At 38.3% G+C, this 25,564-nt stretch carries 21 protein-coding genes and 1 pseudogene; 19 read left to right on the forward strand and 3 right to left on the reverse strand.

The features are described from left to right. Positions 1 to 9: 9 nt before the first annotated feature. Complete coding sequence (locus tag BW986_RS17455; RefSeq protein ID WP_076369145.1) at positions 10 to 1,809, forward strand: S9 family peptidase; 1,800 nt, start codon at positions 10 to 12, stop codon at positions 1,807 to 1,809. A 238-nt stretch (positions 1,810 to 2,047) separates the two neighbouring features. After that, positions 2,048 to 3,598 carry a histidine kinase N-terminal 7TM domain-containing diguanylate cyclase gene (locus BW986_RS17460; RefSeq protein WP_076369146.1) on the forward strand — a complete coding sequence of 517 codons (1,551 nt, stop codon included), beginning with the start codon at positions 2,048 to 2,050 and terminating at the stop codon, positions 3,596 to 3,598. A gap of 85 nt (positions 3,599 to 3,683) precedes the next feature. On the opposite strand, the gene BW986_RS17465 is transcribed toward BW986_RS17460, so the two are convergent. After that, a complete protein-coding gene (locus BW986_RS17465) occupies positions 3,684 to 4,415 on the reverse strand; it encodes a class I SAM-dependent methyltransferase (RefSeq protein ID WP_076369147.1) in 732 nt (243 codons plus the stop codon). A gap of 176 nt (positions 4,416 to 4,591) precedes the next feature. Here BW986_RS17465 and BW986_RS17470 point away from each other — a divergent pair, with 176 nt between their 5' ends. Further along, entirely contained in the window at positions 4,592 to 4,852 is a 261-nt protein-coding gene (locus BW986_RS17470) for a hypothetical protein (protein WP_076369148.1), read from the forward strand. A 189-nt stretch (positions 4,853 to 5,041) separates the two neighbouring features. Here the strand turns inward: BW986_RS17470 and BW986_RS17475 are convergent, their stop codons facing one another. Then, positions 5,042 to 5,680: a formylglycine-generating enzyme family protein gene (locus BW986_RS17475; RefSeq protein WP_179086116.1), complete on the reverse strand. Its 639-nt coding sequence runs from the start codon at positions 5,678 to 5,680 to the stop codon at positions 5,042 to 5,044. A 414-nt stretch (positions 5,681 to 6,094) separates the two neighbouring features. On the opposite strand from BW986_RS17475, the gene BW986_RS17480 reads away from it, so the two are divergent. The 15 genes and pseudogenes from BW986_RS17480 to BW986_RS17550 all read left to right on the forward strand — a co-directional run bounded on the left by BW986_RS17480 (position 6,095) and on the right by BW986_RS17550 (position 23,035). After that, on the forward strand, positions 6,095 to 7,936 hold the full coding sequence (locus tag BW986_RS17480; protein WP_081395678.1) for a sigma 54-interacting transcriptional regulator: 1,842 nt from the start codon (positions 6,095 to 6,097) through the stop codon (positions 7,934 to 7,936). 177 nt (positions 7,937 to 8,113) lie between these two features. Further along, complete coding sequence (locus BW986_RS17485) at positions 8,114 to 9,217, forward strand: tartrate dehydrogenase (RefSeq protein WP_260320888.1); 1,104 nt, start codon at positions 8,114 to 8,116, stop codon at positions 9,215 to 9,217. Next, positions 9,214 to 10,635 carry an aldehyde dehydrogenase family protein gene (locus BW986_RS17490; RefSeq protein WP_076369151.1) on the forward strand — a complete coding sequence of 474 codons (1,422 nt, stop codon included), beginning with the start codon at positions 9,214 to 9,216 and terminating at the stop codon, positions 10,633 to 10,635. The genes BW986_RS17485 and BW986_RS17490 overlap by 4 nt, the downstream gene beginning before the upstream one ends. Continuing rightward, positions 10,632 to 11,402, forward strand: coding sequence for an SDR family NAD(P)-dependent oxidoreductase (locus BW986_RS17495; protein WP_076369152.1), 771 nt, complete (start codon positions 10,632 to 10,634; stop codon positions 11,400 to 11,402). Before BW986_RS17490 ends, BW986_RS17495 begins: the two co-directional genes overlap by 4 nt. Positions 11,403 to 11,842: 440 nt before the next feature. Continuing rightward, complete coding sequence (locus tag BW986_RS17500; RefSeq protein ID WP_076369153.1) at positions 11,843 to 13,165, forward strand: MFS transporter; 1,323 nt, start codon at positions 11,843 to 11,845, stop codon at positions 13,163 to 13,165. Between the two features lie 470 nt (positions 13,166 to 13,635). Next, the gene (locus BW986_RS17505; protein ID WP_076369889.1) at positions 13,636 to 15,024 is read left to right on the forward strand and encodes an amidohydrolase; all 1,389 of its coding nucleotides are present in this window, start codon (positions 13,636 to 13,638) and stop codon (positions 15,022 to 15,024) included. A gap of 50 nt (positions 15,025 to 15,074) precedes the next feature. After that, on the forward strand, positions 15,075 to 16,649 hold the full coding sequence (locus BW986_RS17510; protein ID WP_076369154.1) for an ABC transporter substrate-binding protein: 1,575 nt from the start codon (positions 15,075 to 15,077) through the stop codon (positions 16,647 to 16,649). Between the two features lie 72 nt (positions 16,650 to 16,721). Then, on the forward strand, positions 16,722 to 17,672 hold the full coding sequence (locus BW986_RS17515) for an ABC transporter permease (protein ID WP_076369155.1): 951 nt from the start codon (positions 16,722 to 16,724) through the stop codon (positions 17,670 to 17,672). Positions 17,673 to 17,699: 27 nt separating this feature from the next. Further along, on the forward strand, positions 17,700 to 18,605 hold the full coding sequence (locus tag BW986_RS17520) for an ABC transporter permease (protein ID WP_076369156.1): 906 nt from the start codon (positions 17,700 to 17,702) through the stop codon (positions 18,603 to 18,605). 31 nt (positions 18,606 to 18,636) lie between these two features. Continuing rightward, on the forward strand, positions 18,637 to 19,656 hold the full coding sequence (locus BW986_RS17525) for an ABC transporter ATP-binding protein (protein WP_076369157.1): 1,020 nt from the start codon (positions 18,637 to 18,639) through the stop codon (positions 19,654 to 19,656). After that, positions 19,634 to 20,620: an ABC transporter ATP-binding protein gene (locus BW986_RS17530; RefSeq protein ID WP_397222678.1), complete on the forward strand. Its 987-nt coding sequence runs from the start codon at positions 19,634 to 19,636 to the stop codon at positions 20,618 to 20,620. Before BW986_RS17525 ends, BW986_RS17530 begins: the two co-directional genes overlap by 23 nt. A gap of 90 nt (positions 20,621 to 20,710) precedes the next feature. Then, a complete protein-coding gene (locus BW986_RS17535) occupies positions 20,711 to 20,899 on the forward strand; it encodes a hypothetical protein (protein WP_076369159.1) in 189 nt (62 codons plus the stop codon). Between the two features lie 60 nt (positions 20,900 to 20,959). Further along, positions 20,960 to 21,421: pseudogene (locus BW986_RS17540) on the forward strand (amidohydrolase family protein); the annotation flags it as partial. Beyond that, the gene (locus BW986_RS17545; RefSeq protein WP_076369163.1) at positions 21,418 to 21,690 is read left to right on the forward strand and encodes an amidohydrolase family protein; all 273 of its coding nucleotides are present in this window, start codon (positions 21,418 to 21,420) and stop codon (positions 21,688 to 21,690) included. The pseudogene BW986_RS17540 and the gene BW986_RS17545, both read left to right, overlap by 4 nt. A gap of 112 nt (positions 21,691 to 21,802) precedes the next feature. Continuing rightward, positions 21,803 to 23,035, forward strand: coding sequence for a M20 family metallopeptidase (locus BW986_RS17550; protein ID WP_076369165.1), 1,233 nt, complete (start codon positions 21,803 to 21,805; stop codon positions 23,033 to 23,035). 316 nt (positions 23,036 to 23,351) lie between these two features. On the opposite strand, the gene BW986_RS17555 is transcribed toward BW986_RS17550, so the two are convergent. Then, positions 23,352 to 24,017, reverse strand: a complete 666-nt coding sequence (locus BW986_RS17555) for a GntR family transcriptional regulator (RefSeq protein WP_076369167.1) — start codon at positions 24,015 to 24,017, stop codon at positions 23,352 to 23,354. Positions 24,018 to 24,315: 298 nt separating this feature from the next. On the opposite strand from BW986_RS17555, the gene BW986_RS17560 reads away from it, so the two are divergent. Next, the gene (locus BW986_RS17560) at positions 24,316 to 25,554 is read left to right on the forward strand and encodes a CaiB/BaiF CoA transferase family protein (RefSeq protein ID WP_081395679.1); all 1,239 of its coding nucleotides are present in this window, start codon (positions 24,316 to 24,318) and stop codon (positions 25,552 to 25,554) included. Positions 25,555 to 25,564 lie beyond the last annotated feature (10 nt).

The raw sequence follows: 25,564 nt of genomic DNA on the forward strand, positions 1-25,564 counted from the left end.
CTGCCAATGATGATCACTTTTCCCAAACCTGATGTTGAGCAATTTTTACGAACCTTTTCCATTGCTGATTTTGCTGTAAGTCCAGATGAAAAACATCTGGTTTTCAGTACCAATTTGAGCGGCAAGTATAATTTATGGGGAATGGATTTGCCAAACTCTTTTCCTTATCCGCTTACATCCATTGATCAGAGCTGCCAAGAGCTGATATATGATAAGAAGAGCCGGTTTATAATTGCTGGTTTCGATCAAGACGGTAATGAAAATACCCAGTTTTACGGGGTTCCTTTGAATGGCGGGACAATGAAGGAAATCGTCCATCATGAAAATACACGTAATTTCATGCCAAAATTATCGAATGACAGTAAAAAGCTCTATTACACGACATCCAGAGGAAATCCTACCTTTCTAAATTCCTATTGTTTAGATTTAGAATCAGGACAGGAAAGGCTGGTACTGGAGGGGAAAGACACAGCTACCTATTTATTTGGCTTCAGCCCAGATGAAGAAACCTTACTTTACTATAAACACTTTGCTAATACATATACCCTTCTCTATGCAAAAAAAGGGAACGAAGATATCCTGCTCACTCCGCCCTCCGAGAAACAACACACAGTGAATGATGGTGTTTTTATTTCGGATTCGATGATATATTTATTGATTGATTATGATTCGGACTTTACTTATTTGGCTTCATACAACCTTGAAACAAATAAATTCAGTAAAGTTAAAGAATTGGAGAATGAGAGTTTTACTGCCATTAAATATAGTAAAGAGAATCAACTATTATATATAACCAGTCAAAAGGGTGTAGAGGATCAATTATATGAATTCAATCTGCAAAATGAAGATTGGAGAAATATCCCCGTACCGTGCAGCGTCATTAATAAACTTGAGGTTGCTGCATCTGGCACGCTATACTTATTTGGCATGAGCGCAACAAGGCCTCATAATATCTATAAAAAAACAGGTGATGAGTGGGTATCATTAACTAAATATACTGTTCCTGGCGTAGATTCCGATGAATTGGTTGAACCGGACATCATTACATACCCTTCCTTTGATGGCCTGGAGATCGAATCGTTATTTTTTAGGGCAAAAAGGGAAAATGACAATGGTGAAGTCATTTTTTGGCCACATGGAGGTCCTCAAGCGGCAGAACGGAAGTCCTTTAGGGCATCATTTCAATTTTTCCTGAATCACGGTTACAGTATTTTTGCGCCAAACTTCCGCGGTTCTACTGGTTATGGTTTGGAATTCACGAAAATGGTGGAAGGAGATTGGGGAAATGGACCAAGACTTGATAATGTAGCCGGCCTTGATTGGCTCATTAACCAAGGGCATGCACAAAAAGGTAACATTCTATTGATGGGCGGAAGCTTCGGAGGGTATATGGCACTTCTGCTACACGGACGACATGCGGATTATTTTAAAGCGGTTGTCGATATTTTCGGACCATCCAACCTCTTCTCATTTATCAATTCCGTTCCAGAAGAATGGAAGCCAGTCATGGATCAGTGGGTAGGAAATCCGGAAAATGATAAAGAAAAACTAATCGAGTATTCGCCAATCACCTATCTAGAATCCATGATAAAGCCAATGCTTGTCATTCAAGGAGCAAACGATCCCCGTGTCGTCCAATCAGAATCAGATCAAATCGTTCGGGCGTTGAAGGATAAAGGAAGAGATGTCGATTATATGCTTCTGGAAGATGAAGGACATGGATTTTCCAAAAAAGAAAATGAAATTGCCGTCTATCAAAAAATACTCACATTCTTAAAGCGATTCACAGCAGTAACAGAAAAGGTATAACCCGCATCAAAATATTTCATTTATTTACACTTTAATCGGAAACCCTGCCACTCACGTTCAAAGTGATGAAGCAGGGTTTTTATTTGAAAACCGGATGTCATTTTAGCCTCCCAATAGGGCGTGTATATAAAATCCTGACATTTAAAATTCAGAATTCCGTGAATAAACTCTAGTAATCTAGTCATAAAGTGCAATATAATAAACGGAAAAAGTTTTTTGATAAACGGAGTTGATCGCATTGCCACGGGAATTATTGTTATACATACTCGTAGTTATAATGGCAGGTGTTTTAAGCTTGTTCCTATGTTTATTTGCACAGTTAAGGATCAAGGAGGCACCTGGAGCAAAACCCTATATTGTCGTGACATTATTGTCTTCCATTTTCACTTTTTCCTATGCTTTCGAACTTTCCAGTACATCTTTGAAACAAATCATATTTTGGTTAAGGGTCGAGTACTTGGCCTTACCATTCATACCAGTATTCCTTTTGTTGATGTGCCTTGAATATGTCGGACAGAGAATTAAGAAGATCTGGCAATATGCACTCTTCATCATTCCGTTCATCACCATTTTCATGCATTATACAAATGACCTTCATCACTTGTATTACAAATCAATGGAATTGAGAAGCGATAGTCCTTTTCCAATTATTAAACTGGTGGGGGGCCCTTGGTTTTACGTCCACTCCCTTTTCCTTTTTTTATGTGTGATGTTAAGTATAATCATATTGCTAAAGCAGGTGAAAAAATCCTCATTCAGATTCAGGATGCAAATATCAATGATGGTGGCAGGTCTTATTATTCCTATAATGGCAAATTACTATTATATAAATGGATTAAGCTCATATGGTATCGATCTTGGTCCTGTATCCATGAGTATCACGTTTATCTTTCATGGTGCGGCACTTTTGACTTTTCAAATGTTCAATGTAGCCCCGATCGCTCGGGAAACTGTCTTTGAAAGTATGAAAGAGGGCGTCATCGTTTTAAATCAACAGGGTTTGATTGTTGACTATAATCATGGAATGCGCAAAGTCATCCCCATGTTGAATGAACATTCCATAGGAAAATCGATTACAAGTCTGCTAAATGGGAATCATCGTCTTAGGGAAATAATCGACCTTAAGCAAGACAGTGATTTTAATTGCAGCCTAAATGGTAATATGGTACATTACCATATTGGTTTTTCACCTGTGCTCAACAAAAGTAACCTTCCTATCGGACAGATCATCACTTTCGCCAACGTAACTGAAAGAGTTCTAATGCTGGAAAAGTTGAAACAACTGGCCAGCTTGGACGGATTAACCCAAATATTGAATAGAACATTTTTCATTAATAAATCGGAAATGTTATTCGATGCTCTAAACATGGAAGGCGGCAGTGTTTCTGTCATCATGTTCGATATCGATCATTTTAAAGATGTAAATGATACATTTGGACATGAAGCAGGGGATGCGGTCATAACGCTTGTTGCAAATACTGCAAAGGAACACATTCGGGAGGGAGATCTATTGGGGCGTTATGGTGGTGAAGAATTTATCATATGTTTGCCGGATACCGCTTTAGCTACTGCATATGAGTTGGCCGAAATTATAAGGAAAAACGTTTCGGAAAGCATTACAGTGGTTTATGATGAGAAGATTTCCGTTACCTGCAGTTTCGGGGTGACTCATGCCTTAATTGAAGCTGGTGACCGAAGCCAATCCATCAAAACATTGATGCCACTGGCCGACCAAGCCTTGTATGCCGCAAAGAAGAATGGCCGAAATTGTGTAAAGATCATCGCCTAAGATAAGAGAACCATCCATTTAAACCTTGAACTTGTTCTAGGTTTTTTTTATTGTGTTCAAGATTCCACACACATCTTTAGCCGCGTTATTCATGATGAATGCCCTTTTTTTTACTTGCTCTGTATACTCTATAACCGAGGCTGTTTCCGTAAGATAAAATGAGGCGGTAATGTTCGTCCATGACTCGCTCCAAGGATTCATTCAATGGCTGAACGAAGCTATTTGATGCTGAAGAATTCATTAATTCCTCCAAGACGGTACTAGATCTCAAGATTTTTAAATCTGTAAATCCGTTTTCTTGGAAGGCCTTTAACCATTCGGATTGCGTCAATAATTCTCTTAAATTATAAAAGTCCATGATTTCTTTTTTTGAGGTAGAATCAAGGTTGGTTTCTGCTGTCATATCAATGGATAACAAAGTTCCTTCTTGTTTAAGGACCCTGAAAAATTCACGGAGCGATTTTTGTATATCCGTGAATGCAGTCGTTGATTCGGCTATGATAAAATCAAAAGAATTATTGTCAAAAGGCAGTTCTTCTATTGAAGACTTATATAGGTCAATGCTTAAGTTAGCTTGTTGGAATCTTTTTGTTGCATGTTTCACCATCTCTGGGTGATTATCAAGCGCAGATACTTGGCAAAGAAACGTTTTTGCCAAGTAAGATGAGGTTTGCCCAGTCCCGCATCCGGCATCAAGGATCATTGATGTATGGTCGATTTCTTCATTTTTCAAGAGCTGCTTAGTCAGTTCAAATCCACCAGGGTGTGCCCCTTCAATTCCAATTATGGCTAGTGCGTCTTGGTATGAGTGGTTCATGGCATAATCTCCTTTGGTACATGTATAAATGTATTTTATGCTTTGGTTTCGAAGAGTGCTTTTACTATTGACAAGGAATATGGGAGAGACTTTTAAAGATTTGGTGGGTATTAAATCCATGCAGGCTAGTCCCCGAATGCATACGATGTAGAATCGACTGAAAAGGGGAGAGCAAAATGGGATATCATAATTATTATCATAAATGCAGGCAAGGTGTTGGAAGACCGGTTGAAATTCGTACAAATAGAGGAACCGTACATCGGGGAATCATACACCGGGTTACGCCGAACCGTGTATATATTCGACCATTTGAAGGTGGCGGAAACCTTGGGGGGTTTGGTTATGGAGGTTTTAATGCAGGATATGATTGGGGTGCCGCAAATGGATTTGCCTTTGGGGCAATTGCATCTTTAGTTTTTCTCGCATTTCTCTGGTAATCGAATGATGAAAATATTAAAAAACCTGAAAAATTATCAGGTTTTTTATTTTGTTCGGAATCCAGCCAAAAAAAACAGGAAAGAATTATGATAGCAGTAAGGCTTTGATTCATGTAAGGCGGTTCTTTTTTCTGGATTTAATATCAGTCAGTAAAACTGTAAGTCTTGAATGAAGTTGGCTTGCTGAAGTTAAAAAGACCGGGCAAGACGGAATCCTAGGTCGTCAATGCAAAATGTCGGATGGCTGCGCCGACGACATGAAGCTCCACAACCCCTGGCATCCTCAGCCCAGCTACCTCCTCGAAAAATACGGTAGGTGCCGTACACTTGTTCATCATATAAATCCCAGCACCATTCCCAAACATTCCCTAACATATCATGCAGCCCCCATGGATTCGGTTCCTTTGTTCCTATTTCATGAATTTTGCCCCCTGAATTTTCGTTATACCAGGCAATGTTATTCAGCTCTCCATATCTATAACCAGCAGTCCCAGCTTTACATGCATATTGCCACTCTGCTTCTGTAGGAAGTCGAAAACCGTTTGATTCCCAATCACAAACATTGTTTTCACCATTAATAGTATAAGACTCTCCCAGTCCAGCTTTCTGTGAAAGTAGATTACAAAAAGAAATGGCATCATACCAAGAAATATTTACAACAGGTTTTAAATCTCGATCAAAAGAATTAGGTGATTTATTTGTAATAGCATAGTAGAAATCCGTAGTAACAGGATAACGGGCAAGAAGGAATGGCCTTATTTCAGTTTTCCATTTGCTTTTAATTCTATCATCCCTTAATTCTATTTCTCCCCCAGGAATTTTCACCATTTGACAGTCAATGTAACTCTGTATTTCCTTTGACAATCTACTCCCTCCAAATAATCGGAATTTTACAAATTTTACTACAATCAGAACTGTTAAATCAATACAAATATTATGTTTGTATTTGCAGATAAAGGCCAGGAGTTAAATAAATACGACCGTTTTTGGTTTTAAACAGAGTAGATTAGACTCAAACACTACTTAAAAACCAAAATGTCATTTGCCTTAAGCTTTATTCTTAATAGAAGTCATATTTTTTCATTTCAAGCTACTTTATGGTGGGGAGAAAAGCAAACATAAAAACCTTTGAAATATATAGTTGGACATGAAGATGGCGTGCCATATATTGTATGTAAAGTGTATAATTGTAATGAAAATGATAGATTTGATTCCCAAATCTGTTTAACAAGGAGAAGTGAAATGATTGCTTTATATAAAATGAGTGACTCATTGGAAAATCAAATTGGAAAGCTGTTTCAAGGAGTAGGTTACAAAACGGCCCGTTTTTATTCTGTGAATGCTTTGTTAGAACAGATTATGAACCCGATGGTCATTATAACACCGGCTATTCACCAAAAAGAATTAGAAGTTCTTCAAGTTCCAATACTTCCGCTTTCCATTCGTCTGGATGATATTGAGAGAACGAGAGAAAAAAAAGGTCTAATGAATGATTCTAGCAACAAATGTTGTGTTGTTGCATCAGAAGAAGAAATTGAATGGCTAAAAAAAGAATTTGATGAGGATCCACGATTCCCATTACATTTTGTAAGTAAAGAAGAGTTTTTTTTAGCTGGTATGCAACCGGATTCGGTGTATGTAGCTCCAGTTTGGATGAAAGATTTACTCACTCATTCACATACAGGAACCATACATTTTATCAAACCCTCCCTATCTTCTTTGATTTCTACTATACAAATGGCAATTTCTATAGACAAATTAACTGCAAGTATAGCCATGGAAAGGTATCAGGTAGAAGCTATCGTTAAATCTGCTCACGATGGAGTTGTTGCAGTAGACCATGAGGGAAGAATTACAGTAGCTAACGAACATGCGAAAAAATTGCTAGGTCTACAAGATGGAGTTAAAGGACATAAGATTACGGAATTTATCCCTCATTCCGATTTGATGCGCATTCTTGCAACTGGAAAAATTGAAATGGGGGATATTGCAACAGTCATGGGGAGGCAAATTGTCATCAATCGATTCCCAGTGATTGTAAAAGGTAAAATAGTCGGGGTAGTTTCAAGTTTTAAAGAAATCACTAATATTCAAAAGATGGAGCTTAAACTTAGAAAGATGTTACATCAAAGTGGACTCGAAGCAAAACATAGACTTAGTGATATAGTTGGCAGATCCTCGGAACTATTAAAGGCTAAAGATTTAGCCCAACGATTTGCTCAAACTGATGCAACTGTATTAATTACAGGTGAATCTGGAACTGGCAAAGAATTATTCGCACAAGGTATTCATTTGGCAAGCCCACGTGTACTGGGCCCTTTTGTTGCTGTAAACTGTTCTGCATTACCAGAAAGCCTTTTGGAAAGTGAATTATTCGGCTATGAAGAGGGTGCATTTACAGGGGCGAATAAGGGAGGAAAAGCAGGTCTATTTGAACTTGCCCACGGTGGTACTTTATTTTTAGATGAAATCGGTGAAATGCCTCTTCATATCCAAGCTCTATTATTGCGCGTTCTTCAAGAAAGAACAGTACGAAGGGTAGGGGGCGAACGTGTTGTGCCAGTTGATGTTCGAATCATTGCTGCAACAAATCGAAAATTAGAGGAAGAAATTTTAGAAAAAAAGTTTAGAACCGACTTATATTACCGAATTAATGTTTTGAATGTTGAGTTACCACCTTTGCGGGATCGATTAATAGATATTCCAGACCTATTGGAGGCAACTGTCAATCAATTCAACGAAAAACGCGAGACGAAAATCGTTAGTATTGACAATGAGGTATATACATTATTTAAGGCATATAACTGGCCAGGAAATATAAGGGAACTCAGAAATATAGTTGAACGAATGGTACTGCTTGAGGAGGGAACGACCTTAACGGTGCAAAGCGGCGAATTCCTTCTACAAAAGCTTAATAGGAACAAAAGCCAGAAAGATCATTCTGACTTAAGCATTAAAGTGAATGAACGAGAACTGATTGAGGCAGCATTAAAAAAATACTTCAATAACAAAACTAAGACTGCACAAGCTCTTGGGGTAGACCGGTCTACTTTATGGAGAAAACTAAAAGAATATAATCTATAGTGTTTTAAATTTCAACATATCGTTGTGATTTAAAACACTTATCTAACGGTTAATGAAATAAAAAACCCCTTTATTGTTTAATATATCTGAATTTTCAGTGTTTTTATCTTGTTGGCACGGTTTTTGCAAGTTATGAAATTGTAGCACATTATTATGAAACATAATGAGGTGAAGAAATTGCAAAAACACTTTTCCATCGCAATTATTCCTGGGGACGGAATTGGTCCAGAGGTAGTTAATGAAGGGTTGAAAGTTTTAAAAGTGCTTGAGGAAGTACATTCAGATGTAAGATTTTTTTACGATTTCTATGATTGGAATTGTGAGTATTATCTAAAACATGGAAGGATGATGCCAATAAATGGATTGAGTTTATTGGAGGATTACGACACGATTTTATTTGGTGCCGTTGGAGCTCCTTCTGTTCCAGATCATGTTTCGGTATGGGAACTTATTCTTCCAATTCGCAGGAATTTTCAGCAATATGTTAACTTGAGGCCGGTCAAACTGCTTAAAGGATTGGAAAGCCCTTTGAGATATAAATCACATGATGATTTGGACTTTGTCGTAATTAGAGAAAATACAGAAGGGGAGTATTCGAATATCGGTGGTCGGATTCACGAAGGTACTCCTTATGAAGCGGCGATACAAAACAATGTATTTACGCGCTATGGTAGCGAAAGGATTCTCAAATATGCATATTCAGTGGCTGAAAGTAGGGCGAAGAAAAGGCTAACGGTTGCAACAAAGTCCAATGCGATTAATCATACCATGCCATTTTGGGATGAAATCGTTAAGGAAATTGGAAATGAGTACCCTCATGTAGATGTTCAACTCTATCATATAGATGCCCTTGCTGCTTATTTTATCTCAAAGCCTGAAAGTTTTGATGTCGTAGCGGGAAGCAATCTGTTTGGAGATATCTTAACAGATTTAGGAGCCGCTATAGTTGGGGGACTTGGATTGGCCCCTTCTGGAAACATCAATCCTGAAAGGAAATATCCTTCGATGTTCGAACCAATACACGGCTCAGCACCGGATATTGCAGGAAAAGGTATTGCCAATCCAATTGCACAAATTTGGAGCATTAGTCTCATGATGGATCACCTTAGACTTCCTGAATTAGGAAAATTGGTGTTAAACGCCATAGAAGAAGTGTTATTCGATGGTAAAATCAGAACTCCTGATCTCGGAGGAACGGCTAATACCATGGAAATGGGAGATGCTATTGTTTCAAAAATACGGGAAATGAGTTTAAAAACCAATATGGGGGAGAAAAAATGATTATTAAAGGCTATCATTTATCTATTGGTGGACAGCAAGTACCTACAGAAGAAACGATCCCTGTATACAATAAATTTACAGGTGAAGTATTAACTCGTGTTGCTAAGGCAGAAAAGCAACATGTTTATAACGCTATAACAGAGGCACAAAAATGTTTTAAACAAGATAAATTAACTGCATTTCAAAGGTATCAAATTTTATTGAAAGCTTCCGAGTTGTTCCAAGAACGTAGAGAAGAATTTGAGATCACCTTGGTGAGAGAAGTAGGTAAAACCATTAAAGATGCAAAAGGAGAACTGGATCGCACAATTGAAACTTTGCGTTTGTCCGCGGAAGAAGCAAAAAGAATTACTGGTGAAATGATTCCGTTACAGGCCGTCGAAGGAGCGGATAATCGATTGGGGTTCACAATCCGTGTCCCTAAAGGAGTCATTGGTGCCATCACTCCGTTTAATTACCCATTATTGTTAGCGATACATAAAATCGCCCCAGCAATAGCATCAGGAAATACAGTAGTAGTCAAACCAGCACCAAACACACCTGTGACCACGTTTCAATTAGTAGAACTGTTTGAAGAGGCTGGACTGCCAAAAGGATATGTAAATGTGGTAAATGGTGGCGCTGAAGTTGGTGAATGGCTTTTACAGGATGAAAGGATTGCCATGTATTCTTTCACTGGATCAGCAGGAGTTGGACAATATATTAAAGAGAAAAGTGGAATGCGCCCTGTAGCGTTGGAGCTAGGGAACAATTCACCCAACATTATTCATTTTGATGCTGATTTGGACCAAGCGACCAAGCTTACGGCCTCTCGTAGCTTTCACAATGCAGGGCAAGCATGTATATCTGTTCAGCGTTTATATGTGCATAATTCTGTATTGGTTGAGTTTACAGAAAAGTATCTTTCATATGTTCAGCAACTAAAAGTTGGGAATCCGGAAGAACCGGACACGGATATAGGTCCAATGATTAATGAAAAAGAGGCGATTCGCGTAGAACAGTGGGTCAATGAAGCTATCTCAGAAGGTGCTGTTTCGCTTACGCGGATTCGTAGAGAAGGTTCCCTGTTTTATCCAGCAGTTTTAACTCAAACAACGCCGAAAATGAAAGTGGTTTGCCAGGAAGTGTTCGCACCTGTAGTGGCGATAATCCCTTACGAGGATATTTCGGAAGCATTTGAGTCGGCCAATCAATCGGAATATGGTCTTCAAGCAGGCATTTTTACACGAGATCTGGCTTTAGCTTTAAAGGCAGTTAAGGTTCTGGAATATGGTGGAGTAATCGTAAATGACGCATCAACTTACCGCAACGATATGATGCCATATGGTGGAGTTAAGAATAGTGGAATTGGCAAGGAAGGACCCAGATATACGATTGAAGAAATGACAGATGAAAAAATGGTGGTGATTAACTTATGATTGAGAAATTATTACAAGGGAAAACAGCCATTGTAACGGGAGCAGGCTCAGGTATGGGGAAAGCCATTGCACAATTATTTGTTGAACAAAAAGCAAATGTAATCTTCGCAGACTTGAATATAGAGGCAGCTAAAGCAGTTAGCGATTCATTTCCTAGCGAAAATGTAAAGGCCGTTCAGGTCGATGTTTCTAATAACGAGGACGTGGCTTCACTATTCCAGCAAGTGGAGGAGGATTTTGGAAGATTAGACATTGTAGTAAATTGTGCTGGTGTACCTCAGGTCTTCACAGAGGTGGAAGATTTAAGTATTGAACAATGGGATCGGATTATGGACGTGAATACGAAATCTATCTTTTTAACTACCAAGTATGCAGCACCAATCATGAAAAAACAGCAAAGCGGTTCGATAATAAATATTGCTTCGATTGCAGGGGTTCGAGCTCGTCCTGGTTTAAATGCATACTGCGCCTCAAAAGGAGCTGCAATTATGCTTACCAAGGCATTGGCATTGGAGTTCGCCCCGTATAAAATTCGTGTGAATGCCATTAACCCAGGACCTGCTGATACACCGATGATCGATCAATTTTTGAACGGGGATGGGACACTGATGGAAGAAGATAAGAAAAAAATCTTTTTGGATAGTGTTCCATTAGGTTCCCTTATACAACCAGAGGATATTGCGCAAGCTTCCCTTTATCTCGCTTCCGACTTGGCGAAAATTGTAACTGGAGAGATACTCAATGTTGATGGAGGACGGGGAATTTAATCGGTGAGCAGGACGAAAACATAGATAACAAGACTCATTTATTTAAGTGAGCTTTGAAAGCATACGATTAGTGCAAGTACTTTAAGTAATGTCGTATGCTTTCAAAAAAATATAAATGTTCGTTAGTGACCTTTAATGTTGAAACTTATGATTTTGCCATAATACTTAAAAAGAACAACTACAATCGTATTTTTTTATTGCACCAGTATTTATAGCCTATGATGCCCTCGTTAGAGCAGTCCCAGTCTAACTTTTCATCAGAGCGAATCTATTTGACACACTAATTGCAGTTTTGCGACAGAATCCCTGTTTACTTTGACTAAACCATTAACTGGTTATTGCCGTGAGTTTATTAAATAAAATCGGAGGAAATAAAAAAGATTGAACCATTCTTTTATTCTCCAAAGTTCACAAAATTTTTCCAATGAGGGGTTAGTAAAATGCATAAATCTGGATTAGAAGCTCGTACGTTAAAAAAGGTATCCAGAAGAATTATTCCATATATTTTTGTGTTATATATCATTGCTTTTTTAGATAGAGTAAACATTGGCTATGCTGCTCTGGAAATGAATAAAGATCTTGGGTTAACAGCATCTACTTTGGGGTTAATTTCTGGTATTTTCTTTATTGGATACTTTCTATTTGAAGTACCCAGTAATATGCTAATGCATCGTATAGGAGCAAGAAAATGGATTGGGCGAATCATGATAACATGGGGTATTGTTGTAGTTTTAACAGCCTGGGTCCAAAATGCGAATCATTTGTATATTTTACGTTTTTTACTAGGAGTTGCCGAAGCAGGATTTTTCCCAGGCGTTTTACTTTATATTACGTATTGGTTCCGAGGAAAAGAAAGGGCTCGTGCAGTAGCCCTTTTTATGACAGCCTTGACAGTGTCCAATATAATTGGAGCACCGGTAACCACGTGGATAATCGATAATATTAATTGGGGTGGAATGGCTGGATGGCGCTGGATATTTGTACTGGAAGGAATTCCTGCTGTCATTTTAGGTATTACGACAATTTTTTATTTAACAGATCGTCCAGAACAAGCAAAGTGGCTTACAAAGGAAGAGAAGGAGTGGCTCATTTCCGAAATTGAAAAAGATAATCAAGGAAAGGAAATAGGCAAACACACTAGTCTGAAAAATATATTTGGGAGTACTAGAATTTGGAGATTGTCGTTTATTTATCTTACGTTAGTCACTGGTTTGTACGGAATAGGGTTTTGGATGCCAACTATTATCAAATCCTTTTCGAATATTTTAACAAATACTCAAGTCGGTTTGATTACCATGATTCCTTATATTTTTGGAGGAATAGCGATGGTTTGGTGGGCACGACGATCTGATCGCACCGGTGAAAGAAAAATGCATGCCGCTATTCCACCGCTTGTTGGTGCTATTGGCCTTATGGGGTGTGGATTAACTACGGATCCTATCCTATCTATTATTATGATGTCTGTTGCAACTGTTGGTATCTATAGTATTTTCGGACCTTTTTGGGCTATTCCTTCATTATTCCTTACTGAATTAGAAGCTGCAGTAGGAATAGCACTCATTAGTTCCATTGGGAATTTAGGTGGATTTATCGGCCCATATGTAATTGGTTATGTACAGGATACTTCAGGTAGCGTAGAGACGGGATTATATTTTATTAGTATAGTCTTATTCATCTGCTTTCTACTCGTCTTTACAATTAAGAAAGAACTTGTTACTTCTGCTTCAGTTCAGCCCCAATCAAATAAACTTGATATTAGATAAAGAGAAACGATATTGAAGAAAACAATCGAATTAAAAATAAATATATACGGATTAATATGAGGGAGTCCATAAAGTGATTCCCTAATTTCATATAATTATAAGTAAGGTTATGAAATTAGAACGATATCATTAATTTTTTTTAATAAATCTATTTTTTTGACTGCGAAATATGCTGCTTCCTTCACTTAAAAGCGACATTGCATACGCGTCTTTGCCTATCGTCAAATCCTGCACGATTAGGCAAAGGAGAAATTCCTAGTGTAGAAAGTGGACGAGGTAGTTAAAAATGAACGAGGCAAGAATTTTTTATTTTTCTTATTCTTAAGCTTTTTCTAAAGAATATCAAACAAACGTTAACACTTACACGAAAAGAAAAAACTCTTACCTCTTTTGAGTGTACATAGAAATTTCAATAAAGGAGGAAATTCATGAGTAGAAACCTCGACTTGAAGAAAAGCGAGAATTTAGTAATGGATTCGATCAATCAAATGGGCCCTGAATTGATTGAAGCTTCCAAGAAAATTTGGGATTTCGCTGAACTAGGTCTTAAAGAATACCGGTCTTCGAGATTATTAGCAGAGATACTTGAAAAGCAGGGTTTTTCTATTGAAATGGGTGTTGCTGGTATGCCTACCGCATTTGTCGCAACATGGGGTTGCGGAAAACCCGTTATTGGTATTTTAGGAGAATATGATGCACTTCCTGGCCTTTCTCAAAAAGTATCGGGTGTAAAAAATCCCGTTGAAAAAGGAGGTAATGGACATGGGTGCGGGCACAACATATTCGGTGTCGCTGGTGTAGGCGCTGCTGTTGCTGCTAAAAAAGCAATGGAAGTTGATGGTATAAAAGGCACGATTAAATTCTTTGGTTGTCCTGCGGAAGAAATCTTAGTTGGCAAGGTGTACATGGTTCGTGCAGGTATATTTAAAGATGCAGATGCATGTTTAACCTGGCATCCCGGTTCATTTAATACTCTTTGGAGCAGTAGTTCTTTAGCCATGAATTCTGTGAAGTTTACTTTTCACGGTAAAGCTTCGCATGCAGCTACTAATCCTGAGTCTGGAAGGAGTGCTTTGAAAGCTGTTCAATTAATGGATACGGGCGTTCAATTTCTAAGAGAACATCTCATTGATGGGGCAAGAATTCACTCTACCATTACTGATGGTGGTCATGAACCCAATGTTATACCTGACAGAGCACAAATTTGGTACTACATCCGCGCACCATATAGGCAGGATGTGGATAATATGTATGATCGCATTGTAAATATTGCAAAGGGTGCCGCTCTAATGACGGAAACCGATTATGAGATTCAGTTCCTGACTGGTTGCTATAACATGCTTCCTAATAAAGTGTTAGGTCAAGTTTTACTGCAAAATATGAAAAAAGTCGGTCCCCCGCCATTTGATGAAAAAGATTGGGCTTTAGCTAAGGAGTTAACCCTTTCTTCTGCACCAGGAACAAAAGAGACTGTTGTAAGAGTATCCGGTGCACCCCTTGAGTTAGTAGAGTTTAACCTAAATGACACGATACTTGAACCTTACGATGAAGGTGATATTTTAGCCGGTTCAACAGATGTGGCGGATGTTTCATGGAATGTTCCGACTGCTCAATTCAATACAGCTTGTGCTCCTATTGGTACGCCATTCCATTCTTGGCAATTTACCGCTTCAGTAGGTTCTGGAATCGGACATAAAGGTATGATAATGGCTTCTAAAATATTAGGATTAAGCGTCGTTGATTTATTGAAAAATGAGAATCTATTGGAAGTTGCAAAAGCAGAATTTGAAAAACAAATAGAAGCCAAAGGTAATTACAGAACCCCTCTTCCAGAAGGAACAAACCCTCCACTGAATTAGTAATAAATCTATCCATATAAATGACTGAATGATAAAAAGGGGGAAAGAAAATGTTTGTAAAGAAAAAACTTTTCATTTCGATAGTCATGTTGATTTGTGCCCTTGCCCTTGTAGGATGCAGTGAAAAGTCAGATAATTCTAATAATAATGATTCTTCTTCATCCAAGCCAGGTGGTTCACTAAATGTGGCCTATCCAGCACAGCCTACATCACTGGATCCACACCTGACGACAGCAAATGCAACACGCGACCCAGCAAGGCATATCTTTGAGACACTCGTCACTTTAAATTCTAAATTTGAAGTAACTCCAATGCTTGCTGAATCCTATGAGGTTAGTAAAGATAGAAAAAAAGTTACATTTATATTGAGAAAAGGCGTTAAATTCCATAATGGAAAAGAAATGAAGGCGGAGGATGTCATTGCTTCCATGACAAAATGGCAAGAAGGGGCCGTTGCAAAGGCAAACCTAGGAAATTCTAAATGGGAGGCTAAAGATGAATATACGGTTATCCTGCATGTCGAAACACCATCCATCGTACTATTACCTGTACTGGCAGAAGTGGGACAATTCGCGGCCATCATGCCAAAAGAGGTGATAGAATCGGCAGATACGAGTGGTATCACAGAATACATCGGAACAGGTCCTTTTAAGTTTGTAGAGTGGAAACAAAATCAATACGTTCATTTAAAGAAATTTGATGATTATCAGGCTTCATCCCAACCGGCAGACGGTTTAGCTGGTAAAAAGGAAGCTCTTGTAGATGACATATATTTTCACTTCGTCACTGATAACTCGACTCGAGTAGCAGGGATGATTAGTGGAGAATATGACTTGAGCGTAATGATGCCATGGGACGCAGCACCACAATTTAAAAATGTACCAAGTCTCGAAACCATACAAGCGCCTTTGGGAATTCACACTCTAATTTTTAATAAACAAAATGGATTCCTGAAAAATGTTAAAGCTCGCCAAGCTGTGAATTTAGCAATTGATAAAAAAGAAGTCTTAACAGCTGCAGTTACTGATGGCTATTTTAGATTGGACCCTGGATATATGCTTAAAGAGCAGGGCTTATGGTACACGGATGCAGGGAAAGATATTTATGAAGCTAAAGATACTGAAAAGGCCAAACAATTGTTGAAGGAAGCTGGGTATAATGGTGAAGAATTAAGAATCCTGACCAGCCGTGACTATTCACAACATTATAATTCGGCAGTGGCAGTTCAGCAACAACTTCAGAAAATCGGGTTGAACGTAAAGCTAGACGTGGTGGATTGGTCTACTCTATTAGATCGCAGAAATAAGCCTGACCAATGGGAAATGTTTTTTACTAGCTGGCCTGTTAGCTCAACCCCTCTCCAATATCCATTCCTGGATTCTAGAGCAAAGTTTGCAGGCTGGACGAATAACCCTGAAATAGACAAACTATTGGATCAAATTAAAGCTCAGTCTTCCCAGGATAAAGCTAAAGAGACCTTTAATGAATTGCAAAAAGTGATTTGGGAAGATATGCCTGTTGTTAATATTGGTGTTTATGATTCCATATCCGTAAAAGCGGATAAAGTCAAAGGATATCAAGAATTCCTTGGACCAGTTTTATGGAATACGACTGCTAAAGAATAAAATTAATTGTTTAGAATCCCCCTTCATACGTTTTACATTGTGAAGGGGTTAATTGTAGAAAGGAGATTTTTGATGAAAGCCTATATTCTACAGCGAGTCTTATCTCTCATTCCAGTTCTATTAACTGTAGCTATTGTAGTATTTTTCATTATGCATTTAATTCCAGGAGATCCGGCATCAGTAATGCTTGGGGCAGATGCAACTGAAGATGACATTGAAAGATTACGAGAAGAACTCGGTTTTAATCTACCTATTTACGAACAATTTTTCAATTGGATCTTTGGCCTACTTCAAGGCGATTTGGGAATGTCCCTTTATATGAAAGAACCAGTATTACAGGTATTTATGAATCACTTAGGTCCCACACTTTCATTAGCGATATTTGCACAGGGGATTTCTATAATTATAGCTATTCCTATGGGAATTATTGCGGCAAAAAAACGGGGAACGAGCACAGACCAAATTTTCATGGTGGGTTCTTTGTTGGGAATTTCCTTGCCAAGCTTTCTCCTTGCATTATTATTATCTTTATTTTTCGCAGTGAAACTCCAATGGTTTCCGGTAGCTGGATATAAACCACTTGATGATGGGCTATTGGCTCACCTAGAATATCTAATATTGCCTGCTTTGTCTCTTGGGGCCATACAAGCGGCTTTAATTGCGCGGATGACAAGGGCCTCTATGTTAGAGGTACTAAGCATGAATTACATTAAAACCGCAAAATCAAAAGGTGTAAAGGAAAAATTAATCATTTATAAACATGCATTGAGAAATGCTTTTATCCCTATACTGACTGTCGTTGGACAAACCTTTGGGACATTGGTAGCGGGAGCTGTAATAACAGAAACGGTTTTTAATATACCAGGACTCGGTCAACTTATCATGAACTCAATAGTGCAGCGAGATTACGAGGTACTCCAAGGAACTGTTCTGCTGGTTTCCGCCGCTTATGTATTCATTAATTTAATAGTAGATTTACTGTACGGTGTGGTTGACCCAAGGGTACGGTTAAGTCGGAAATAAAGAAATGAATTGAAGGGGAAATGATTTATGGAAGCAAAAACAATAATACAAAAAACAGACCCATTGTATTCAAAAAATCATATGAAGAAAGAACGTCAATCTTTACTTCTGCGCAGGTATTTTTCAAACCGGCTTGTAGTTACAGGAAGTGTGATTATCTTAATTCTCAGTTTAATCTCTATTTTTGCACCTTTGATCACCGTATATACACCTTATGACATGATAGTAACAGATCGTCTAAGCCCACCAAGTGCTAAGCATTTTTTTGGAACAGATAACTTTGGCAGGGATTTATTTAGCCGGGTAGTTTATGGCACTCGGGTATCCATGACCGTCGGACTTACAGTAGCTGCTATAACGCTTGTAATTGGAGCAGTAATTGGTTTGTACTCAGCTTATTATAGGACCTTGGATCATATCCTGATGAGGGTTTGTGATGGCTTAATGGCATTTCCTGCAATTCTATTGGCCATTGCACTCATGGCTGCATTAGGGCCGAATATAATTAATGTCATTCTTTCGTTATCTATTGTAAATACACCTTCTGTCGCACGTGTCGTTCGTTCTGCAGCCATTGTAGTCAAAGAACAAACGTTTATAGAAGCTTTGAGATCACAAGGGGCCAGTTCATGGCGAATTATCTGGCTTCATATTGCTCCAAACACTATGTCTCCTCTGATTGTTCAAATCACCTACGTATTTGGGGTTTCTGTCATAATTGAAGCATCACTTAGCTTTTTGGGAGCTGGCATTCCTGCGCCATCACCAAGTCTAGGAAACATTTTATTTGATGGTAAAATCGTAATTTTTAATGCTTGGTGGATGACAGTTTTCCCAGGTGCATTCATTATTCTATCCGTTTTGGGTTTGAATCTCTTCGGTGATGGACTTCGTGATTTACTTGATCCGCACACCAATAAAGTAAAGAAATAATATTAACACGGTAATAATGAGGAGGACGGTTATGGGGAAAGAGTGTTTATTAGAGGTCAAAAACCTAAAAACGACATTCATGACAGAAAAGGGACCTGTTACCGCAGTTAATGGGGTTTCATTCGATATATATTCAGGAGAGACCCTAGGGATTGTTGGAGAGTCGGGATGCGGAAAAAGTGTAACCTCGGAATCTATTTTACGATTGTTAAATGAAAACACGACTAAATATGATGGAGAGCTGATCTATAAGGGCAGAAACTTGCTATCCTTGAGGGAAGATCAAATGAGACATATTCGTGGAAACGAAATATCTATGATTTTTCAAGATCCGATGACTTCTCTTAATCCAGTATATACAATTGGCTATCAAATTGCAGAATCTTATGTCATTCATCAAAAGCTTGGAAAAGAAGAAGCTTATACCCGAGCTATAGAAATGCTCAAATTAACAGGAATTCCTTCACCAGAAAAAAGGGTGAATGAGTATCCGCATGAATTATCAGGAGGAATGAGACAGAGGGTGATGATTGCAATGGCATTGGCGTGTAACCCTAATCTACTAATCGCTGATGAGCCCACGACCGCTTTAGACGTCACTATACAAGCACAAATATTGGACTTGATTCAAGGTTTGAAGAAGGAACTAAACATGGGAGTCATGTTGATAACACACGATCTTGGAGTAGTTGCTGAGGTCTGTACACGTGTAGTCGTTATGTATTTAGGCCAAATAATCGAAGAGGCTGAAGTAGGATCTTTATTTTCAGAACCTTTACATCCCTATACCAAAGGCTTGCTAAAATCCGTTCCACGTTTGGATGGGGACCGTACTAAAAAGATGCATGTGATTGAAGGGATGGTCCCTTCTCTTAATAATATTCCCAAAGGGTGTCGATTTGCTCCAAGATGTACGTATTCTACAAGCCTTTGTGAAGAAAAACCACCTGAATTAAAAGATATTGAAGACGGACATAAAGTGCGCTGTTGGCATTATGAAACAGTATTACAAGAGGGGAGGCGAAAAGATATTGCAGACGCTGTCAGATGAAAGAGCTCCGATTTTACAGGTCAAGAACTTAAAGAAGTATTTCCCTATATATACTCCTCTTGGCCGAGTGAAAGGGCATGTTAAGGCGGTAAATAATGTAGAGTTTACCTTAAATGAACGAGAAACGCTTGGGCTTGTAGGTGAATCGGGTTGTGGAAAAAGTACAACAGGAAGAACTATCATGCGTTTAATGGAACCTACGGATGGTCAAGCCATTTATAAGGAAAGCGACCTATTTAAGTTAAAAGGGAAGGAAATCGAGCAAATTAGGCAAGAAATACAAATGGTGTTTCAAGATCCTCATTCTTCTTTAGACCCAAAGCAAACCATAGGGCATGCAATTGAAGAGCCTATGAAGATTCATAAAATAGGGTCAAAGAAAGAGCGTATGGAAAGAACCTTGGACTTACTTCATAAAGTCGGGCTTAGAGAAGACCAATATTTTCGTTACCCTCATGAATTTTCAGGAGGGCAAAGACAAAGGATTGGGATTGCTAGAGCACTAGCGGTAAGCCCTAAAATAGTAATATGTGATGAACCAGTATCCGCTCTCGATGTATCCATTCAATCGCAGGTCATAAACTTGTTGCAGGAATTGCAAGTTAACTTGAATCTTTCTTACCTCTTTATTGCCCATGATTTAAGTGTAGTTCGACATATAGCTGATAACATTGGAGTTATGTATTTGGGAAATATGGTTGAGCGGGCTGCAACAGATGAACTATTTTCTCATCCATTGCATCCTTATACTAAAGCATTATTATCCGCAGTTCCAATTCCCGATCCTAAATTAAAAAAGGAACGGATTATTTTAAAAGGGGATGTACCGTCTCCTCTTAATCCCCCTTCGGGATGCATTTTTCATACGAGATGTCCTCATGTTATGGATCGTTGCAAAGTTCTATCGCCGTCACTTACAAAAAAGGGGGCAAATCACTTTGTAGCCTGTCATTTATATGAATAATTTATTTGCATTATTGTGATTCACTACTATTAGCACATTCTAACCTTTCTTATTAAATAAGAAGAATCTAATTGATAACGAGGTGAATTGATGTTTACAAATTTAGTGCTTGTTACTGGTCAAGTTATTACATCAAACATGGAATATGACGTAAATGAATCTGTTGCAGTTTCCGATAAACGATTGATTGGATCTCAAACGGAGGTAGTGGATTTAGCAGGTAGAAGTTTAGTGCCAGGTTTTATTGACTCTCACCTTTATATGGTACAAATAAATTAGGGGTAAGCTCCAAGGAGCCCCTTTCGAATCTTTACATGATGTTTTAAAAGGAATAGAAAAAAAGTGAATGATACACCAATTGGAAAGTGGGTACGTGCATGGGGATTCCATGAAACCAAAATATCAGAAAATGGATATCCTTCTAGAAAAGAATTGGAGCTCATTTCTAGCAATCACCCGATCATTCTTCGGCGTGCCTGTGGTCACATTTCCGTGGTAAATAGCAATGCGTTGGAGATAGCAGGAATTGATGTGCATACCCAAGATTCCGAAGGTGGATTATTAGTCCGAGATGAAGCAGGAGTTCCTACAGGCGTATTAATAGAAAATGCTCAAATCCCTTTTTACGAATTCGCTTATTATACACATGATGAGCTTTTGCAAGGATTAATGATGGCATCTAATGATTTTATCGCTTCTGGCATTACGAGCATTCACGATGCAGGTGTCTCTAGCCCGGAAAACTTTAGTGTGATGCAGAAGGCGGTTCGTAACGGAAAGGTTCAGGTTAGGACATATTGATTGTCTCGACAATCAATAAGTCAGAAGAATTTGTTGACAAGATGATTTCAACAGGTCTGGGAGATGAGAAATTTAAAATTGGCCCAGCTAAGGTATTTACCGATGGAAGTAGTAGCGGACCAACTGCTGCAATGAGGGAACCTTACGCTGATAATTCAGAAAGTTCCGGTATATTGTACTTTAGCCAGTATGAACTTAACCGGATTCTCGGGGAGGCTCATGAAAAAGGGATTAGATCACAGCTCATGCTCAAGGAGACAGGGCTATAGAAATGATGCTTAACTGTATTGAGGTAAAATTCCGAGTATACGAACGATTTTCATTTGAGGTGAATCACCGCTAATCATGAAAAAATTTCTAATAGAAAGGGAGTATTTACGAATGAGTGTACAGCAAATGCAGGCTAGGAGAATAAGAGATAAAGAGGAAGTAATCCGACTTACTCAGTCGCTTGTCAAAATTGAAAGTGTCTTTCGCCCCGGAGTTGAAGGGGGAAACGAAGAAAAAGTCGCGAACTATGTAGCAAACTATCTAAGAAATATTGGTATTGAGGTATATATTGAAGAAGTAGAGGCTGGACGTCCAAATGTTATCGGCATTGTTGATTCCGGCAGACCTGGAAAAACGTTACTTTTCGAAGGACATACAGATGTGGTAACGGAAGGAGAACGGGAAGCTTGGAAGTACGATCCTTTTGGAGCGGAAATAGTAAATGGAAAAATGTATGGCCGAGGGACAAATGATACAAAAGGAAATCTGTCGTGTATGATTACTGCTGTCCATTCCTTATTAAGAGATAAGGAATACTGGTCTGGGAAAATTATTTTATGCATTCCTTGTGATGAAGAGGGAATGATGATTGGCATAAAGCATTTTATCAAACAGGGATGGGCAAAAGATGTAACAGGAGCTATCATTTGTGAGCCTGAAGAAAATGAAGTCTGTATTACACAAAAGGGGGCCATGCGGATTGCGATTAATGTTTACGGAAAAATGGCTCATGGTGCTATGCCTTTAAGCGGAATCAATCCGAATACACGTATGGCTAAAATAATCTGCGAAATTGATAAGTTAGAAACTCTTGAGAAAGAACGTCTTGGAAAGCATGATCTGTTGGGGTGGCCCTCTATAACACCTACAATCTTAATGGGACCTGTTCACGGGGAAGCACAAATTAATGTTGTTCCAGATCAATGCATGACCACATTGGATATTCGAACTATACCTGGACAAGAACATAAGGTTATAAAATCTCAATTGCAAAACATAATAGACAGACTCGCTAAAGATGATCATGATTTTAAAGCAGAAATGGAAGTGATTGAGGAACGGCCATGGACCATAACCGATCGTGAAAACCCAGTAGTCAAAGCTGTTGCAAAAGCTGCTCAAATCGTTACGGGAAAAGAAGCGGTGTATAACGGTGTCCCAGGAGCAACAGATGGGACATTCCTTCATATGGCTGGTATTCCTATTGTCACGATTGGAGCGGGGGAAAGGGAAGTACCACATCAAATCAATGAATATGTAGATGTTGAAGAGCTTGCGGAGACAACAGAAATCTATCGGACTGCCGCCCTTATTTTTTTAAATGAAGAATCATCATTTAAATGAAGGGATATAAAATTACTGTTGAAATTAGGTCATATATCAGATTAATGCAATTCAGTAAACGACATTAACAGTTAAAAAAAAATTGTACATCACTATAGGTCATTCTAGCTCCAAGTAATTTGATTAATATGATAAATAATACCTGAGTAGCATCATATGTTATTTTGATATTTTTTTGAACTTTATTTAATACTTATTTTTACACGTAAGATCATACATATTAGTCCTTACTAATATGTATGATCTTTTATTATCTTTTAAACTAAATAAGGAAAGAACTGCTTTTTTTTCTCTATTAAAAAAATAGAATAATCCTTTATTGATCAATGATGGACTTAAAAGTTGCTTTTATTGTGTTGAAGCTTTTTTCGATATGAGAATGCATTTCCTGTTCGGCTTGTACCGGATCTTTATTCTGAATGGCTAGAAGGATCCGTTCATGATCATCTACAAAATTAGAAAAGTTTTTAAAATGCACTTTTAAAATACTAGTTCTTATATATAGTATTTTAGTCTTAATAACATCGCATAATTGGATTAATTGGTGGTTGTGGGAAGCAAGGTCAATGATATCGTGAAATTCCTGATTTAGTTGTGTAAGCTTTTTTGTATCATTCATATTCACGGCTATTTTAGAGTCATTTATAACTTCGACCAATTTGCTTAATTCCTCATCTGTGATATTCTGAGTTGCTAATTTAACAGCTAAAGATTCAAGGCTAATTCGGCATTGATATACATCAATAATGTCTTGTACGCTAGGGTTATAAACAGATATGACCTTACCATTACGAACGAGTAGGTAGTCTTTCAATAACATCTGGAAGGCTTCTCTAATTGTACCCCGGCTAACCCCGATTCTTTCAGCAACCCTGGTTTCGACCAAACGCTCTCCAGGTTGATATTCACCGTCTATTATCATACCTTTCAGGATGTGATATACCTGATTATGAAGCAGTTCAGTTTTTTGTATTTCTTTCATAATATTGCCCCCCCTATGTAACAAATTTATATCTATATATAAAATAGTCTATTTATTTGGATTTTTCAGTTCATAGATATATTTCAATAATAATAGCTTAAATCCTACTTTAATAGCTCAAATTATAACATAAAAAAATGTTGACGGTTAACCGTTGACATTATAATAATTGTCAATTACTATAAGAATTATCAAAAAATTAGGAAAGTTTTTGTTTTAACGGAATTGATTTTTATAGAAAACAAGTGTTTACAACGTAATTTATCTAGGAAGAAAAAATAAAAAGAGGTGAATGTACATGGGTGAAGATATAAAACAGGGTGCCTTGAAGGGATTAAAGGTATTGGAATTAGGTAGTTTGATAGCTGGTCCTTTTGCCGGAAGATTAATGGCTGACTTTGGGGCCGAGGTAATAAAAGTAGAACCTCCAGGAAAGGGGGACCCTATCAGAAATTGGAGATTACTATACGAGGGCACATCCTTATGGTGGTTTGTTCAATCCAGGAACAAAAAAAGTATTTCATTGGACTTACGCAAAACGGAAGCTCAAGAGATCATTCGGGAATTAGCAAAAGAAGTGGATATTATTATTGAAAACTTCAAACCCGGGACTATGGAGAAGTGGGGACTTGGCTATGACGATTTAAAAAAAATTAATCCTAAGATTATTATGGTCAGGGTATCAGGATATGGCCAAGATGGACCGTACCGAAATAAGCCAGGGTTTGGAAGCATTGGAGAAGCAATGGGGGGGATCCGTTATTTAACAGGTTATCCTGATAGGCCACCAACAAGGGTCGGGGTTAGCTTGGGAGATTCTGTAACTGCATTATATGCTGTTATGGGGGCATTAATGGCTGTATATCATAGAGACCAACCTGGTGGAGAAGGACAATGTGTTGATGTTGCTCTATATGAATCAATCTTCAGTTTAATGGAAAGTGCAGTTCCAGAGTACGACCATTACGGAGTGGTTCGTGAAAGAACCGGAAGCACCCTACCAGGAATAGCACCTTCGAATACATATCCTTGCAGGGATGGTAAATACATTGTAATCGGGGCAAATGGAGATGGCATCTTCAAAAGGCTTATGGAGGTTATCGAAAGACCAGATTTAAGGGATGACCTTAAATTCTCATCTAATGACGGACGTGTACAGAATGCTGAGTATCTAGATGAAGTAATTGGTGGGTGGACGTTACAACATAATTTAGCTGATGCCTTGGTATTACTTGATGATTCAGACATACCTGCAGGATCAATATATAGTGTTGAGGACATGGTGCATGATCCACATTTCCTTGCTAGGGAAATGATCCATAATATGGATGTTGAAGGCCTTGGAAAACTTAAAGTTCCAGGCATTGTACCCAAGTTGAGTAAAACTCCCGGAAGTATTAATTGGGCTGGTCCAAAACTAGGAGAGCACACAGAACAGGTTTTAAAGGGGGAATTAGAATTAGCGGAGGATAAATATGATGAGTGGCTCGCTTCCGGGGTAATTTCAGATCATGAAACTATTAAGCTGAAAAAATAGCAGTACAAAA

This window comes from Peribacillus simplex, from assembly GCF_900156045.1.
GTDB lineage: Bacteria > Bacillota > Bacilli > Bacillales > DSM-1321 > Peribacillus > Peribacillus simplex_D.